This window comes from Pseudonocardia sp. ZF1 (assembly GCF_056835605.1).
The window spans coordinates 3,304,163-3,319,157 of sequence record NZ_JAJNBY010000001.1 but is presented as its reverse complement, the minus strand read 5'-3'; the positions used below and the strand labels follow the sequence as shown (position 1 = coordinate 3,319,157).

The following is a 14,995-nucleotide window of genomic DNA, read 5'->3' as shown; positions in this document are numbered from 1 at the left end:
TCCACGGTAGCCCGGCCGCGGCGCGAACGGGGCGGATCAGCCGACGGTCGGGTCGGCGGCGCGGCCCGCGTCGGCGCCCGGCTGCGTGTCGTCCTGCTGAGCGGGCACCGGGTCGCCGGTCGTCTCCGGGACACCGGTCGGCTCGACCGGGGCCGGGGGATCGGTGGGGGCGACCGGGTCCGCGCTCGGCTCCGGCGTGGGCTCGGCCGACGGCGTGCTCGTCGGCGTCGGCGGGGCGGTCGGCTCGTTGGGCGCCAGGGTGGAGGGCGGCTCGCCGATCGGCCTGAACGCCGGGAACTCGGCCGTGCCGGTGGCGCGCACGGTGTCGGACATGAACGCCTTCCACACCGATCCGGGCAGGTCGGCGCCGTTGATCGGGCGGCCCGCGGAGTCCTGGATCGGGTCGTTGCGGTCGGTCCCGACCCACACGGCCGTCGCGATCCCGGGGGTGAAGCCGGCGAACCAGGCGTCGTTGTTCTGGCCCTCGAAGCGGGACTGGACGGTGCCGGTCTTGCCGGCGGCCTCCTGCCCGTCGGGCAGCTGCAGCCCGTCGTTGTCGACGACGTTCATCATCGCCTCGGCGACGTTGCGCGCCACCTGCTCGGGGAAGCGCTGTTCGCCCTCGCCCGGCTGGTACTCGTAGAGCACCCGCCCGTCGGAGTCGACGACCTTGGACACCATGTGCGGGGCGTGCCAGACACCCCCCGCGGCGATGGTGGCGTAGGCCGACGCCAGCTGGACCGGCGTGACCTCCTTGTTGCCCAGCGGGAGCCGCGCGTCGGGGTTCTCCAGCGGTGCGGTGATCCCGGCGAGGCGCGCGGCGTCGGCGACCTTCTGCGGGCCGACCTGCGCGGCGAGCTTGGTGAAGACGACGTTGTTGGAGATCGTCATCGCCTGCTTGAGGTCGCAGCGCGGGCAGTTGGCGCCCTCGGCGTTGCGCAGCCCCGGCCGCTCGGACCCGTCGAAGGTGGTGCCCAGGCCGATCGGCGGGTCGTTCAGGAGCCCGGCGAGCACGGCGAACGGCTTGAACGTCGACCCGGGCTGCTTCATGACCTGGGCGTAGTCCAGGCCGGTGCCGTTCGGCCCGCCGTAGTAGCCGAGGATGCCGCCGGTACGCGGGTCGATCGCGACCGCGCCGGTGCGCAGCAGCTCCGGCTCGCCGCGCAGCTTCTGCTCGACCGAGTCGGTGAGCTGCTGCTGGCGCTGCGGGTCGATCGTCGTCGTCACCTGGAGGCCGCCCTGGGCGAACGCCTGCTCGGAGATGCCCAGCGAGCCCAGCTCGGAGCGGACCGCGTTGAGGATGTGGCCGCGGGCGTCGGTCAGCGACGACGAGCGCGAGGTGTTCGCCGGCGCGATGGTCTGCGGGAACACTGCTGCCTGCCGGTCGGCCTGGGAGATCCAGCCCTGGGCGGCCATGCCGTCGAGGACGAAGTTCCAGCGCTGCTTCGCCCGGTCCGGGGAGTTCGCCGGGTCCCAGTTGGACGGCGACTGGATGATCCCGGCGAGCAGTGCGCCCTCGCTGGGGGTCAGCTGGGCCGCGGGCTTGCCGTAGTAGGCGAGGCTGGCGGACTCGATGCCGTAGGCGCCGCGGCCGAAGTAGATGGCGTTGAGGTAGTCGTTGAGGATCTCGTCCTTGGACTTCTGCCCGGAGACCTTCAGCGAGACGATCAGTTCCTTGTACTTCCGCCAGTACGTCGCGTCGTTGCCGACCAGGGTGTTCTTGACGTACTGCTGGGTGATCGTCGACCCGCCGCCGACGCCGCCGGTCAGCTGGTTGACCATGGCCCGCAGGATGCCGGTGAAGTCGAAGCCCGGGTTCGAGTAGAACGACCGGTCCTCGGCCGCCAGCACGGCCTCGCGCACGGGCACCGGGATGGCGTCCATCCCGACCTTGATCCGGTTGCCCTGCTCGGGCACGAGGCGGGCGAGCTGGCCGCCGTCGGCGTAGGAGACGGTGGCGATCTGGTTCTGCACCGCGTCGTCGGTGCTGGGGATCGGGAACAGCAGCCAGCCGAGCCCGAGCAGCAGCAGCGGCAGCAGCACGATCGACGCGGCCGTCCCGACCAGCGAGTACACGACCTGCCGGCGACGCCGGGTCCGCCGCTCCTCGGGGGTGAGCGCGGCCTTCTGGTCGGCGTCGAGGATGCCGAGGCGGCGGCGCACGACACCCACGCCCGGCCCGACGAGTGCGATGACCCGGTCGAACGGCCCGTCGGGCTCGGCGCGGCGACGGCGGCGCGGGCCGGGGGCCGCGGCGTCGACGAACTCGGTGTCCGCCCCGTCGCCGGGGGCGGTGACCAGGGCGGTGGGCGCGCCGCCGTCGCTACGCGGGGCGGTGGCGGGCACGAGCCCGGTCGGGGCCTCGGCGGCGGGGGCGAGCGCGGTCGCGGCGTCGCCGGGTCCGGGACGGCGGCGGCGCCCGCCGTCGCGTGCGGGCAGGGCGTCGATCGTGGATTCCGCGCCCTCGTCCGGCTCGGGACGACGACGGCGGCCGGTGCGGGTGGCCGCGCCGGTGCCGTCCGGGGCCGCCGTGCCCGGGAGCGGTGCCGAGGGCGCGGCGACGGCCGTGGTGGCCGCACCGGTGGCCCCGGTGGTGGCCGCCGGGGTGGCGGCGGAGGCCGGCCCGGGCCGGGCGGCACCGGTCGGTGGCACGGCCGGCCGGGGGACCGGCGGCAGCGACGGGTGCTGCCCGGGGCGGGGCGCGGCGCCCTGCGGACCGGGGCCCGAAGCGCCCGGTGCCGCCGGGGCGGGGCGGGGACCGGCCGGTGCCGGGCCGGGCGCGGCGGGGCGCGGCGTGGGCGGGAACGACGGTGCGGGTCCCGACCGGCCGGGCGCGCCGGCGCCGGGGCGCCGCTGCGGGCCGGTGGTGTGCCGGGGCTCGGCCGGGGCGGACGGACCCGCGGGGGGCGCGCCGGTGGCGCCGGGCGGCGGGGTGCTGCCGGGCTCGCGGGGCACGGTGCCGCCGCGCACGCGCAGCCCGACCTTCGTGGTGCCCCCGGAGCCGTTGACGCCGGAGCCGTTGACGCCGGAGCCGTTGCCCGCGGAGCCGTTGCCCGCGGAGCCGTTGCCCGCGGGGCCGTTGCCGCCCGAGCCGTTCGCCGGGGTGCTCCTCGCGGGGGTGCCGTTCGCGGGAGCGCTGTGTGCGGGGGCGCCGTCCGCCGTGGCCCCGGTACCGGGGGCGGCGGTCGCGGGAGCGGCCTCGCCGGCCCGCCGGGAGCGCCGACGGCCGGTGCCGCCGTCCTCCCCGGTGCCGCGTGCCCCGTCCGGGCCGGATCGCCCGGCCGACCCGGTCGCCCGGACGACGTCGGCGAAGGAACGGGCCTCCGGCTCGGCGGACCGCGCGCGCCGTCCACCGGCGGGGGCGCCGTGCCGGGCCGGGGCGCCGGAGTCGGCGCGGGCGACCTGGTCGCTGCCGTGCCGGCCGGTCGGGCGCTCCTCGGTGTCGACGGCACGACCGGAACCGGACGATCGGTGGGGGTCGGACTCGGGGGAGCGACGCGACCGCGGCGGAGGGGGCGGGCCTGCGGGCAACCGGCTCTCCCTTCTGGTCGACGGCCGGCGGAGCCGGACGGTGGCGTGGTCTCACCCGGTCAACGAGTTCGCTGTGTCAACGAGGGACCGGAGGGCGGCGTTGTGCCCACCTGATCGACGTCACTCGAATGTCGGCACGTCAGCGGGGTGATGGCGCGCTCCGTGACCGGATCGCCCGATCATGGTGCGGCATGCGGACCATCGTGCCCGCGGCCGAAGGGATGCACAGGCGATACGATCACTGCGTCGAGCAACGGCCGGTTGCGTGCGACGACGCGCGGGCGGCCCAGCGCCGGACGGCCGGACGGCCGCATCCGGCGGGACGACCGGCCGTCGTCGATCGCCGGGCGGCGGCAACCCCGGCGCCGACCTGCGACGACGGGTCAGGACAGCAGCGGGCCCATGCGGTCGCGCAGTGCGACCGCGGCCGACAGCGGCCGCACGAGCACGGTGAGCTCGCGGATCCGGCCCTCCTCGTCGGTGCGCAGGACGTCGACGCCCTGCACCTCGCGCTCCCCGACGGTCGCGGCGAACTCGAGGACGTGCCCGTCGTCGCCGGAGTACTCGGCGACGTAGTGGAACCCGCCGAAGACGGTGAACACCGCGCCCAGGATGGGGCGCAACGCGTCCCGGCCCCGGTAGGGGCGGTGGACGACGGGCGAGCGGAACTCGACGTCGTCGCGGCAGAGGGCGACGGCCGCGTCGAGGTCTCCGGCCTCGATCGCGGCCCGGAAGCGGGCGGCGGCGTCGTTCACGCCGGCGATCATGCCCCACCCGTCCCGGGTCAGGCGGCCGCGGCCGCCGGACGCAGGCCGACGGCGCCGGCCAGCAGCTCGTAGGAGCGCAGCCGGTCCTCGCCGCGGAAGGTCGAGGTCGTCACCATCAGCTCGTCCACCCCGGTCCGGGCCACGAGCTCCTCGACCCCGGCCCGCACGGTCTCCGGCGAGCCGATGACCTGGTCGGCGTGGCGCTGCTCGACGAAGGCCCGGGTCGCGTCGGTCCAGTCGAAGGCCGCGACCTCCTCGGGGCCGGGCAGCGGGCGCGGGTCGCCGAGCCGCAGGTGCAGGAACTGCAGCGCCGAGGGCAGTGCCAGCTCGCGGGCGCGCTCGTCGGTGTCGGCGCAGGTCACGGCGGCGGCGATCATCGAGTACGGCTGCGCCAGCATCGCCGAGGGCCGGAAGTGCTCGCGGTAGAGCTCCAGCGCGGGCAGCGTGTTCGCGGCCGAGAAGTGGTGGGCGAAGGCGAACGGCAGCCCGAGCATCCCGGCGACCTTCGCCGAGTAGCCCGACGAGCCGAGCAGCCACATCGTCGGCGCGTTCCCCGCGGCCGGGACGGCGAGCACCCCGGCGTCGCCACGGAAGTAGGCCGCGAGCTCCACGAGTTGGTCGGGGAAGTCGTCCGGGGCGTGCAGCCGGTCCGCCCCGGTCCCGCGCAGCGCGGCGGCGGTCCGGGGGTCGGTGCCCGGGGCGCGACCGATGCCGAGGTCGATCCGGCCGGGGTGCAGTGCCTCGAGGGTGCCGAACTGCTCCGCGACGACGAGCGGGCGGTGGTTGGGCAGCATCACCCCGCCCGAGCCGACGGTGATCCGCTCGGTCGCCCCGGCCAGGTGCGCGATCAGCACCGGCGGCGACGAGCTGGCGATCCCGGGCATGCCGTGGTGCTCGGCGACCCAGTAGCGGGTGAAGCCCAGCTCCTCGGCCCGTCGCACCAGGCGGGTGCTGTGCGCCAGCCCGTCGGTGGCCGACGAGCCGTCGGCCACGGGGACCAGGTCGAGCACGGAGAGAGGGACCACGACGGCTCCAACACCCGCACCCGCCGGGTGTCTTCCCGGCGGTCGAAACCGGTTCGCGGCCCCCGACTAGCATCGGAGGTCCATCCGTTCGCACCACCTGAGGAGGCACCCCCGTGTCCGCACCGTCCGCCCCGCCCGCGTCCGCCCCGATCCGGGTGCCGGCCGGGACGACCGCCGGCGCGCGTGTCCGGGAGGGCGGGCTGCCGACCAGCGGTCCCGAGGCGATCGTCGTCGTGCGTGACGCCGAGGGCGTCCTGCGCGACCTGGCCTGGGCCCCCGAGGCCGACGCGGAGGTCGTGCCGGTCCCGGCGAACACCGACGAGGGGCGCAGCGTCATCCGGCACTCGGCGGCGCACGTGCTCGCCCAGGCCGTCCAGCAGCTGTTCCCGAAGGCGAAGCTGGGCATCGGCCCGCCGGTCACCGACGGCTTCTACTACGACTTCGACGTCGACACCCCCTTCACGCCCGAGGATCTGAAGAAGATCGAGTCGGCGATGAAGAAGATCGTGAAGGCGGGGCAGCGCTTCGAGCGCCGTCGCTACGCCTCGCGGGACGAGGCCCGCGCCGAGCTGGCCGACCAGCCCTACAAGCTGGAGCTGATCGACCTCAAGGGCGGCGCCGACGACGGCGAGGTCATGGAGGTCGACTCCTCCGGCGAGCTCACCGTCTACGACAACGTGCACGCCCACACCGGCGCCGTCGTCTGGTCGGACCTGTGCCGTGGCCCGCACCTGCCGACCACCAAGTTCATCCCGGCGTTCTCGCTGACCCGCTCGGCCGCCGCGTACTGGCGGGGCGACCAGCGCAACGCCCAGCTCCAGCGGATCTACGGCACCGCGTGGGAGTCGCAGGAGGCGCACGACGCCTACCTGGAGCGCGTCGCCGAGGCCGAGCGGCGCGACCACCGCCGCCTGGGCAGCGAGCTGGACCTGTTCAGCTTCCCCGACGAGATCGGGTCGGGCCTGCCCGTCTTCCACCCCAAGGGCGGCGTCGTCCGCAAGGAGCTGGAGGACCTGTCCCGCGAGCGGCACGCCGCGGCCGGGTACGAGTTCGTCTACACCCCGCACGCCACCAAGGGCGCGCTGTTCGAGAAGTCCGGCCACCTGGAGTGGTACGCCGAGGGCATGTACCCGCCCATGCAGCTCGACGCCGAGTACACCGGCGACGGCGAGCTGAAGCGGCCGGCCGTCGACTACTACCTCAAGCCGATGAACTGCCCGATGCACAACCTGATCTTCGCCTCGCGCGGGCGGTCCTACCGCGAGCTGCCGCTGCGGCTGTTCGAGTTCGGCACCGTCTACCGCTACGAGAAGTCCGGTGTGGTGCACGGCCTCACCCGCGCCCGCGGCTTCACCCAGGACGACGCGCACATCTACTGCACCCGCGAGCAGATGCAGGGCGAGATCCGCAGCCTGCTGCAGTTCGTGCTGGACCTGCTGCGCGACTACGGCCTCGACGACTTCTACCTGGAGCTGTCCACCCGCAACCCGGAGAAGTCGATCGGGTCCGACGAGTCGTGGAGCGAGGCCACCCAGGCGCTGCGCGACGCCGCGGAGAGCTTCGGGCTGGAGCTGCGCGACGACCCGGGCGGCGCCGCGTTCTACGCCCCGAAGATCTCGGTGCAGGCCCGCGACGCGATCGGCCGCTACTGGCAGATGTCCACCATCCAGGTCGACCTGATGCTGCCGGACCGCTTCGAGCTGGAGTACACCTCCTCCGACGGTTCCCGGCAGCGTCCGGTCATGATCCACCGCGCGCTGTTCGGCTCGATCGAGCGCTTCTTCGGCGTGCTCACCGAGCACTACGCCGGCGCCTTCCCGGCGTGGCTGGCCCCCGTCCAGGTGGTGGGGATCCCGGTCACCGAGGCCCAGGACGACTACGTCCGCGACATCGCCGCCCGGCTGCGCGCCGCGGGCATCCGGATCGACGTCGACTCCGGCGACGACCGGATGCAGAAGAAGATCCGCACCCACACGCTGCAGAAGGTGCCGTTCCTGCTGCTCGTCGGCGGGCGCGACGTCGAGGCGGGCGCGGTCAGCTTCCGCTTCCGTGACGGCTCGCAGACCAACGCGGTGCCGGTCGAGCAGGCGGTCACCTCGATCATCGAGTGGGTGCGGTCGCGCACGAACACCTCGCCGACCGCGGAGAGCTTCGGGGTCGGCGCCTAGGATCGGCGCATGGAGCAGGAGTGGGTCCCGCAGGAGGGGACCGGGACGCCCGACGGCTTCGCCCGGCTGTGGACCCCGCACCGGCTCGCCTACATCCAGGGCGCCGGTGACACCGGCTGCCCGTTCTGCCGGATCGCCCGGGGGGACACCCTGGGCGACTCGACGGACCCGGACGCGGACAACCTCGTCGTCGCGCGGGGCGACGAGGTGTTCGCGCTGCTGAACCTGCACCCGTACAACCCGGGGCACCTGATGGTGCTGCCCTACCGGCACGTCGCGGACCTGGAGGGGCTCACCGACTCCGAGGCCGGCGAGCTGATGGCGTTCACCCGGCAGGCCGTCGTGACCATGAAGAAGGTCGCGGCGCCGCACGCGTTCAACGTGGGCCTGAACCTGGGCCACGTCGCGGGCGGGTCGCTGGCGGAGCACCTGCACCAGCACGTCGTCCCGCGGTGGGGCGGGGACGCGAACTTCATCGCCGTCGTCGGGCAGACGAAGGTGATCCCGCAGCTGCTCGCCGAGACCCGTGACCAGCTGGCGCGGGCGTGGGAACCGCCACGTCGCTGACTCCGGCCGCGCCGACGGCGGGCGGACCCGGTGTCGGACTACGCTGGCAGCGTCCCCCACCGCCGCCGTCCTGCACGGGAGCATGCAGCCGCCGATGCTGAACCTGTTCGCCCGCGCGCACGTCAACCGGCTCACCGACCCCGTCGGGCGGGCCCTGATCGACCGCGGTGTCAGCCCGGACACCGTGACCGTGCTCGGCACCGTCGGGGCCGTGGCCTGCTCGCTGGCGTTCCTGCCGACCGGCCGGCTGGCCCTCGGCGCGGTGCTGGTCACCCTGTTCGTGCTGACCGACCTGATCGACGGCGCGATGGCCCGCGCCCGCGGGCACGGCACCCCGTTCGGGGCGGTGCTCGACTCGACCTGCGACCGGATCGTCGACGGCGCCCTGTTCGCCGGGCTCGCCTGGTGGGCGCTGACCGGCGGGGCCGAGCCCCTGGCGGGTGCCGCCGCGCTGGTGGCCCTGGTCGGCGGCCAGATCGTGTCCTACGTCAAGGCCCGCGCCGAGTCCGTCGGGCTCACCGCCGAGGGCGGCCTCGTCGAACGCGCCGAACGGCTCATCCTCGGCCTGGTCGGGGCGTTCCTGTCCGGCATCGGGGTGCCGTGGGCGCTGACCGTCACCCTCGTCGTGCTGGCGATCGGGACGGCGGTGACCCTCGGCCAGCGGATCCTGGCGGTACGGCACAGCTCCCGCGAGGCACCGCGTGCCTGACCTGCGGACGCGCACCACCGCTGCGCTGAGCGCCGCCGGGTACGCGGCGGGCTGGCGGGTCGCGGGGCGGCTCCCGGCCGGCGTCGCCGCACGGGTGTTCGACGCCGGCGCCGCGCTCGCGGTCCGCCGCGACGGCCCCGGGGTACGACGGCTGCGGCACAACCTGCGCCGGGCCCGGCCCGACGCGACCCCCGCCGAGCTCGACGCACTGGTCGCCGCCGGGATGCGCAGCTACGCCCGTTACTGGCGCGAGGCGTTCGCACTGCCCGGCCTCGACCCCGCCGCGGTGCACGCCGCGATGCACCCGCACGCCCACGGCGTCGCCGGTGCGCTGGCGTCCACCCGGTCCGGGCGCGGGGTCGTGTTCGCCCTCCCGCACGCCGGCAACTGGGACCTCGCCGGGCTCTACCTGCTGCGCGAGCTCGACCGGCTCGGGCTCGAACCGGCGCTGACCACCGTCGTGCAGCGGCTGCGCCCCGAGGCCCTGTTCCGCCGGTTCCTCGCCTACCGGCGCGCGCTCGGGTTCGAGGTCGTGACCGCCGACGACCCCCGCGCCGCGCACCGCGCGCTGACCGGGCGGCTGCGCCGCGGCGGGGTCGTCTGCCTGGTCGCCGACCGCGACCTGACCGGCACCGGGACCGGCGTGACGTTCCTCGGGGGACCCGCCCGGCTGCCGTCCGGCCCTGCGCGGCTCGCCCGGCTCACCGGCGCCGCGCTCCACCCGGCCTACCCCTACTTCACCGACGACGCCTGGGGCGTCGAGGTGGGCGCGCCCGTCCCGCCCGGTCCCGGTGCCGTCCAGCACCTCGCCGACGCGTTCGGCGACATGATCGCCCGCCGCCCGTGGGACTGGCACATGCTCCAGCCGGTCGGCACGGGATGAGGATCGGGATCGTCTGCCCGTACTCCCTCGACGTCGCCGGGGGAGTGCAGCGCCATGTCCTGGACCTGGCCGCCGCGCTGCGCGCGCTCGGGCACACGGTCGAGGTGCTGGCCCCGACGACCGGCACCGCGCCCGAGTTCGTCACCCCGGCCGGGCGGGCCGTCGGCGTCCCCTACAACGGCTCCGTCGCCCGCGTCGCGTTCGGCCCGCTGACCCGCCACCGCACCCGGCGCTGGCTCGCCGCGCACGACTTCGACGTGCTGCACGTCCACGAGCCCACGACCCCGTCGGTGTCGGCGCTCGCGCTGCTCGACGCCCGCGGGCCGGTCGTCGCGACCTTCCACACCTCCACCGAGCGGTCCCGGGTCCTCGCCGCGTTCGGACCCGTGGCGCGCCCCCTGCTGGAGCGGGTGACGGCGCGGATCGCGGTGTCGGCGACCGCCCGCCGGGTCCAGGTCGAGCACCTGGGCGGCGACGCCACCGAGATCCCCAACGGCGTCGACGTCGCCCGGTTCGCGCACGGGCCGGCACTGGACCTGCCGCCCGCGGTGCGGGTCGGCTACGTCGGCCGCTTCGACGAGCCCCGCAAGGGCATGCCGGTGCTGCTGGCGGCGCTGCGCCGGACCGTCGCCGAGCGCCCGGACGTGCGGCTGCTCGTCGTCGGCCGTGGCGACGGCGACCGGCTGCGGCGCGCCGCGGGACCGGGCCTGGCGGGTCGGATCGACCTGCTCGGTCCGGTCGACGAGGCGACCAAGGCCGCCGCGCTGCGCTCGGTCGCGGTGTTCTGCGCACCGCACCGCGGCGGGGAGAGCTTCGGGATGGTGCTGACCGAGGCGATGGCCGCGGGCGCCCCGGTGCTGGCCGCGGACCTCGAGTCCTTCCGTGCCGTGCTCGACGACGGCCGCGCCGGTGCACTGTTCCCACCCGGCGACGACGCCGCCCTGGCCGCCGCGCTCACCCGCCTGCTCGACGACGGGACCGCCCGCGCCCGGCTCGCCGCCGCCGGGCGGGACCGGGCGCAGCGCTACGACTGGCCGGTCGTGGCCTCCGACGTGCTGCGTGTGTACCGGGCCGCGATCGCCGGCGCGCCACGGCCGCTCGTGCGCGGGGGCGCGCGGTGAGCGCGGCCGTCGTCGCCGGGGGAGTGGTCCTCGCGACGCTGCTGGTGGCGGCTCTCACCCTGTGGTGCGTGACACGGGTCCGGCGCCTGCACCGGCTGCACGTGCGGGTCGACGCCGCCCGGGCCGGGCTCGCCGCGGCGCTGGACTCCCGGGCCCGGATCGCGCTCGCCGTCGCCGACGCCCTCGGTCCCGCCGCACCGCCGGACCTGCGACAGGCCGCCGTCGCCGCGCGGGCACTGCCCGCTCCGGCCCCGGACGGCCGGGACCCGGCCGGGAGCCGCGCCGCCCGCGAGGCCGCGGAGAACGCCCTGACCAGGCAGCTCGCCGTCGTCGGGCGGGGGCCGGGCCGGCCGGGGCCCTGCGACGACCTCGCCGATGCCGAGGCACTGGTCGTGCTGGCCCGCCGGGTGCACAACGACGCCGTCCGCGACACCCGTGCCCTGCGGTCGCGGCGGCTGGTGCGGCTGCTGCGGCTGCACGGCACCGCACCGGAGCCGGTGTACTTCGAGATCGCCGATCCGGAACCGCCGCGTTCACCTGCGCGACCTCACGTAGAATCGCCACGCAGTCCGACCGTCATGTGAGGAGCTCCGATCACCCGTGTCCGCAGCTGAGAACACCCCCGACACCGCCGGTCCGCAGCACGGCACCGCGCGGGTGAAGCGCGGGATGGCCGAGATGCTGAAGGGCGGCGTGATCATGGACGTCGTCACCCCGGATCAGGCCAAGATCGCCGAGGACGCCGGGGCCGTCGCCGTCATGGCCCTGGAGCGCGTCCCGGCCGACATCCGTGCCAACGGCGGCGTGGCCCGCATGTCGGACCCGGACATGATCACCGGCATCGTCGAGGCCGTGTCCATCCCGGTCATGGCGAAGGCCCGCATCGGCCACTTCGTCGAGGCCCGGGTCCTGCAGTCCCTCGGCGTCGACTACATCGACGAGTCCGAGGTGCTGACTCCGGCCGACGAGGCCCACCACATCGACAAGTGGAGCTTCACCGCCCCGTTCGTCTGCGGTGCCACCAACCTCGGTGAGGCCCTGCGCCGCATCTCCGAGGGTGCGGCGATGATCCGCTCGAAGGGTGAGGCCGGCACCGGCAACGTCGTCGAGGCCACCCGGCACATGCGCTCGATCCGCGCCGAGATCGGCCGGCTCGCCTCGCTCGACGCCGCCGAGCTCTACATCGCGGCCAAGGAGCTGCGCGCCCCGGTCGAGCTGGTCGCCGAGGTGGCCCGCACCGGGAAGCTGCCGGTCGTGCTGTTCACCGCGGGTGGCATCGCGACCCCGGCCGACGCCGCGATGATGATGCAGCTCGGCGCCGAGGGCGTGTTCGTCGGCTCCGGCATCTTCAAGTCCGGCGACCCGGCGCAGCGCGCGTCGGCGATCGTGAAGGCCACGACCTTTCACGACGACCCCGAGATGATCGCCAAGGTCTCCCGCGGTCTCGGCGAGGCCATGGTCGGCATCAACATCGCCGACATCCCCGAGGAGCAGCGCTACGCCGCTCGCGGCTGGTAAGCACCCTCCGCTCCGCTCCGAGAGCCCCGTCCGGCACACCGCCGGACGGGGCTCTCGCCGTTCCCGGCCCCGCTGCCGCGCAGGTGTCCCCGTGCGCCGCTCGGGTCCGGACCCGTGCGGCGACGCCGGAACCCCGGGTGGCGGGGGACGGGTCCGGGTGCGGGCCACGGTCCGGTGACCCGATCGGTCCCTCGGACGCGTGGGGTGTCCGTTCCGGCCACGTTCCGCGGTCGCTCGGTGGAGGGGTTGCCTACTCGATGTGGTGACACAGGTGCTCGTGGTGACTCTGTGGCATCTAGCGTTCCGTGGGGATCAGGAGACCACTGTTACGGAGGAGCCTGATGGGACGCTCTGTGAGGGTCGTGGCGATCGCCGCCGCGATGTTGATCAGCTTTCCGGCTGCGGCGTTCGCGGACACCGGGGACGGCCGACCGGGTGCGACGACGACCGCGGACTGCCCCACGACGGGCACCGCCCCGGGTGGGGGAGCCGGTTCGGGTGGTCCGGCCACCGGTGGTGACGGAAGCGCCGGGTCGGGGAAGCCCGGCGCCTCCGCCGCCCCCGGGGCGGCCGGGCCCGAGGGGGACGGCCCCTCCGGGGGCGGCTCGGGCGACGACCAGGGCTCCTCGAACGACCACGGCTCCTCCGGTGGCGACCACGGCTCCTCGGGCGACGGGTCGGGGAGCGGCGACGGCGGCTCGGGCGGCGACGACTCCGGCTCCGGCGGCGACGGGGGATCGTCGGGATCGGGCGGCTCGGGGGACGACGCGGGGTCCGGTTCGGGTGACGATCGAGGCTCCGGCTCCGGCCAGGGCTCGGGTTCCGGTGGGGACTCCGGCGACACGACATCGGGCGCGGGCGACTCCGGCGCCGGCGACACGACGCGGGACTCCTCCGATGACCGGACGCCGGGCGGCGACCAGGGTTCCGGCGACGATCACGGTTCGGGCGGCGACCAGGGTTCCGGCGACGATCACGGTTCGGGTGGCGACCAGGGCTCGGGCGGCGACCAGGGTTCCGGCGGCGACAAGGGCCCCGGAGACGGCACGACCCCCGACCCGGGGTCGGGCGACGACACGACATCGGGCGGGGACGGCGCTCCGAACGGCGACCGCGGTCCGGCCGGCGACCAGGGCGACCGGACCGGCGCCCCGGGGTCACCCGCCGACACGACCTCGGCGAACGCGACCCTGGGCACGGCGCCCGGCGGCGCCGCGACCACCCCGGCCGGCGAACCGGCCCCCGGTGCGACCCCCGCCCCCGTGGACTGCGCCGCCGGCGCGGCCCCGGCGGTCCCGTCCTACCCGGGCGCGGCGACCACCGCCGCCGTCGCGCACGGCTGGGGCGAGCCCACCAAGGTCGACGACTTCGACGGCGACGCCCTCACGGGCTGGAGCCCCTACGACGGACCCGGCCACGCCGGCAAGGGGACCCGTTCCCCGTCGGCGATCTCGGTGAAGGACGGCCTGCTCACCATCGACGGCGACGCCGACGGCACCACCGGCGGCATGGCCTGGTCGGACAGCAGCCAGAAGTACGGCCGCTGGGAGGGCCGGGTGCGGGCACCCGCGTCGGACCCGTCGTACAACGCGCTGCTGCTGCTCTGGCCCACTGCCGAGGACTTCCCGGTCGGCGGTGAGATCGACTTCATGGAGATGACCGACCACACCCGGCAGAAGACCAACCTGTTCCTGCACTACGGCGAGGACAACTCCCAGGTCCAGGGCTCGGTCGACATCGACGCGACCCAGTGGCACAACTGGGCGGTCGAGTGGACGCCGAAGGGTGTGACCGCCTTCGTCGACGGCAAGCAGTGGTGGCACACCGACGACACCTCGGTCCTGCCTCCCGGGCCGATGCACCTGACGATCCAGCTCGACTGGTTCCCCAAGGGCGGCGGTGACGTGAAGCCTTCGGAGATGCAGGTCGACTGGGTCCGCCAGTACGCCCTGCCCGAGTCCGGGAAGGGCGGGGACGGCTCCGGCGACGCGGGCGGCGACGACGAGGGGCTCCTCGACGGACTGCTGCACCGCATCACCGAGGGCGGTCCGGACCGGGAGCCCGGCTCGGCGACCCGCGGCGCGAGCGGCACGTGATCAGCGGTACTCCATGACCATCACCGCGGTCGCGCCCGGGGTGAGCGCGCGGTAGGAGTGCGGGCGGTCGGCCGGGAACGTCAGATGGTCCCCCGGATCCAGCTCGACCTCCTCGCCCTCCGGCCCGATCACCCACCGGCCCGCCGACACCACCACGTGCTCGACGGTGCCGGGGGAGTGCGCGTCGGCGGCCCGGGGCGGCCCCGGCTCGCAGGTGGCCAGGTGCAGGTCGCGGCGCGCCCCCGGTGGGCACGGGGACAGCAGTGCTCCGGTGTAGGCGGCCTCCTCCGACCGGATCGCGGGACGGTCGGCGAACCGCACCACCCGCACCGTCGACGACGGCGGCTCCACCAGCGCGCTGAACGGGACCTCGGCGACGACCGCGATCGCCCAGAGCGTCTCCACACTCGGGTTCCCGGTCCCCGCCTCCAGCTGCGACAACGTCGACTTCGCGATGCCCGCCCGGCGGGCGAGCTCGGCCGAGGAGATGCCGAGGCGCTCCCGTTCCCGGCGGATGGCCGCCGCGATCGTCGCGAGCGGTGGCCCAGGCGTTCGATTCATCGGTCTCCTCGTTCGACTTGACGAACACAGCCGCTGTTGTTCACTGCAT

General features: G+C 75.2%; 12 protein-coding genes. 8 read left to right on the top strand and 4 right to left on the bottom strand.

Features of this window, described 5'->3' with window-relative positions; all coding sequences use genetic code 11:
* Positions 1–36: 36 nt before the first annotated feature.
* The 3 genes from ZF1_RS16065 to ZF1_RS16055 form a co-directional block, all read right to left on the bottom strand.
* On the bottom strand, positions 37–3,531 hold the full coding sequence (locus ZF1_RS16065) for a transglycosylase domain-containing protein (protein ID WP_482637655.1): 3,495 nt from the start codon (positions 3,529–3,531) through the stop codon (positions 37–39).
* Positions 3,532–3,914: 383 nt separating this feature from the next.
* Positions 3,915–4,286 (bottom strand): nuclear transport factor 2 family protein, encoded by a 372-nt coding sequence (locus tag ZF1_RS16060; protein WP_224402283.1) that lies wholly within the window; start codon positions 4,284–4,286, stop codon positions 3,915–3,917.
* A gap of 29 nt (positions 4,287–4,315) precedes the next feature.
* Positions 4,316–5,323: an LLM class flavin-dependent oxidoreductase gene (locus ZF1_RS16055; protein WP_482637654.1), complete on the bottom strand. Its 1,008-nt coding sequence runs from the start codon at positions 5,321–5,323 to the stop codon at positions 4,316–4,318.
* Positions 5,324–5,436: 113 nt separating this feature from the next.
* On the opposite strand from ZF1_RS16055, the gene thrS reads away from it, so the two are divergent.
* The 8 genes from thrS (at position 5,437) to ZF1_RS16015 (ending at position 14,385) form a co-directional block, all read left to right on the top strand.
* Positions 5,437–7,491 (top strand): threonine--tRNA ligase, encoded by a 2,055-nt coding sequence (gene thrS, locus ZF1_RS16050; protein ID WP_482637653.1) that lies wholly within the window; start codon positions 5,437–5,439, stop codon positions 7,489–7,491.
* A 9-nt stretch (positions 7,492–7,500) separates the two neighbouring features.
* Entirely contained in the window at positions 7,501–8,058 is a 558-nt protein-coding gene (locus ZF1_RS16045) for an HIT family protein (RefSeq protein ID WP_208823639.1), read from the top strand.
* Between the two features lie 94 nt (positions 8,059–8,152).
* Positions 8,153–8,767 (top strand): phosphatidylinositol phosphate synthase, encoded by a 615-nt coding sequence (gene pgsA / locus ZF1_RS16040; RefSeq protein WP_208823641.1) that lies wholly within the window; start codon positions 8,153–8,155, stop codon positions 8,765–8,767.
* A complete protein-coding gene (locus tag ZF1_RS16035) occupies positions 8,760–9,650 on the top strand; it encodes a phosphatidylinositol mannoside acyltransferase (RefSeq protein WP_482637652.1) in 891 nt (296 codons plus the stop codon). Before pgsA ends, ZF1_RS16035 begins: the two co-directional genes overlap by 8 nt.
* Positions 9,647–10,771 carry a glycosyltransferase family 4 protein gene (locus ZF1_RS16030; RefSeq protein WP_482637651.1) on the top strand — a complete coding sequence of 375 codons (1,125 nt, stop codon included), beginning with the start codon at positions 9,647–9,649 and terminating at the stop codon, positions 10,769–10,771. Before ZF1_RS16035 ends, ZF1_RS16030 begins: the two co-directional genes overlap by 4 nt.
* Complete coding sequence (locus tag ZF1_RS16025) at positions 10,768–11,355, top strand: NUDIX hydrolase (RefSeq protein WP_482637650.1); 588 nt, start codon at positions 10,768–10,770, stop codon at positions 11,353–11,355. The genes ZF1_RS16030 and ZF1_RS16025 overlap by 4 nt, the downstream gene beginning before the upstream one ends.
* Positions 11,356–11,371: 16 nt before the next feature.
* The gene (gene pdxS, locus ZF1_RS16020; RefSeq protein WP_073574636.1) at positions 11,372–12,289 is read left to right on the top strand and encodes a pyridoxal 5'-phosphate synthase lyase subunit PdxS; all 918 of its coding nucleotides are present in this window, start codon (positions 11,372–11,374) and stop codon (positions 12,287–12,289) included.
* A gap of 341 nt (positions 12,290–12,630) precedes the next feature.
* Positions 12,631–14,385, top strand: a complete 1,755-nt coding sequence (locus tag ZF1_RS16015; protein WP_482637649.1) for a glycoside hydrolase family 16 protein — start codon at positions 12,631–12,633, stop codon at positions 14,383–14,385.
* Here ZF1_RS16015 and ZF1_RS16010 read toward each other — a convergent pair whose 3' ends face one another.
* The gene (locus tag ZF1_RS16010) at positions 14,386–14,946 is read right to left on the bottom strand and encodes a helix-turn-helix domain-containing protein (protein ID WP_405416773.1); all 561 of its coding nucleotides are present in this window, start codon (positions 14,944–14,946) and stop codon (positions 14,386–14,388) included. It abuts the gene before it with no gap.
* Between the last annotated feature and the right edge of the window lie 49 nt (positions 14,947–14,995).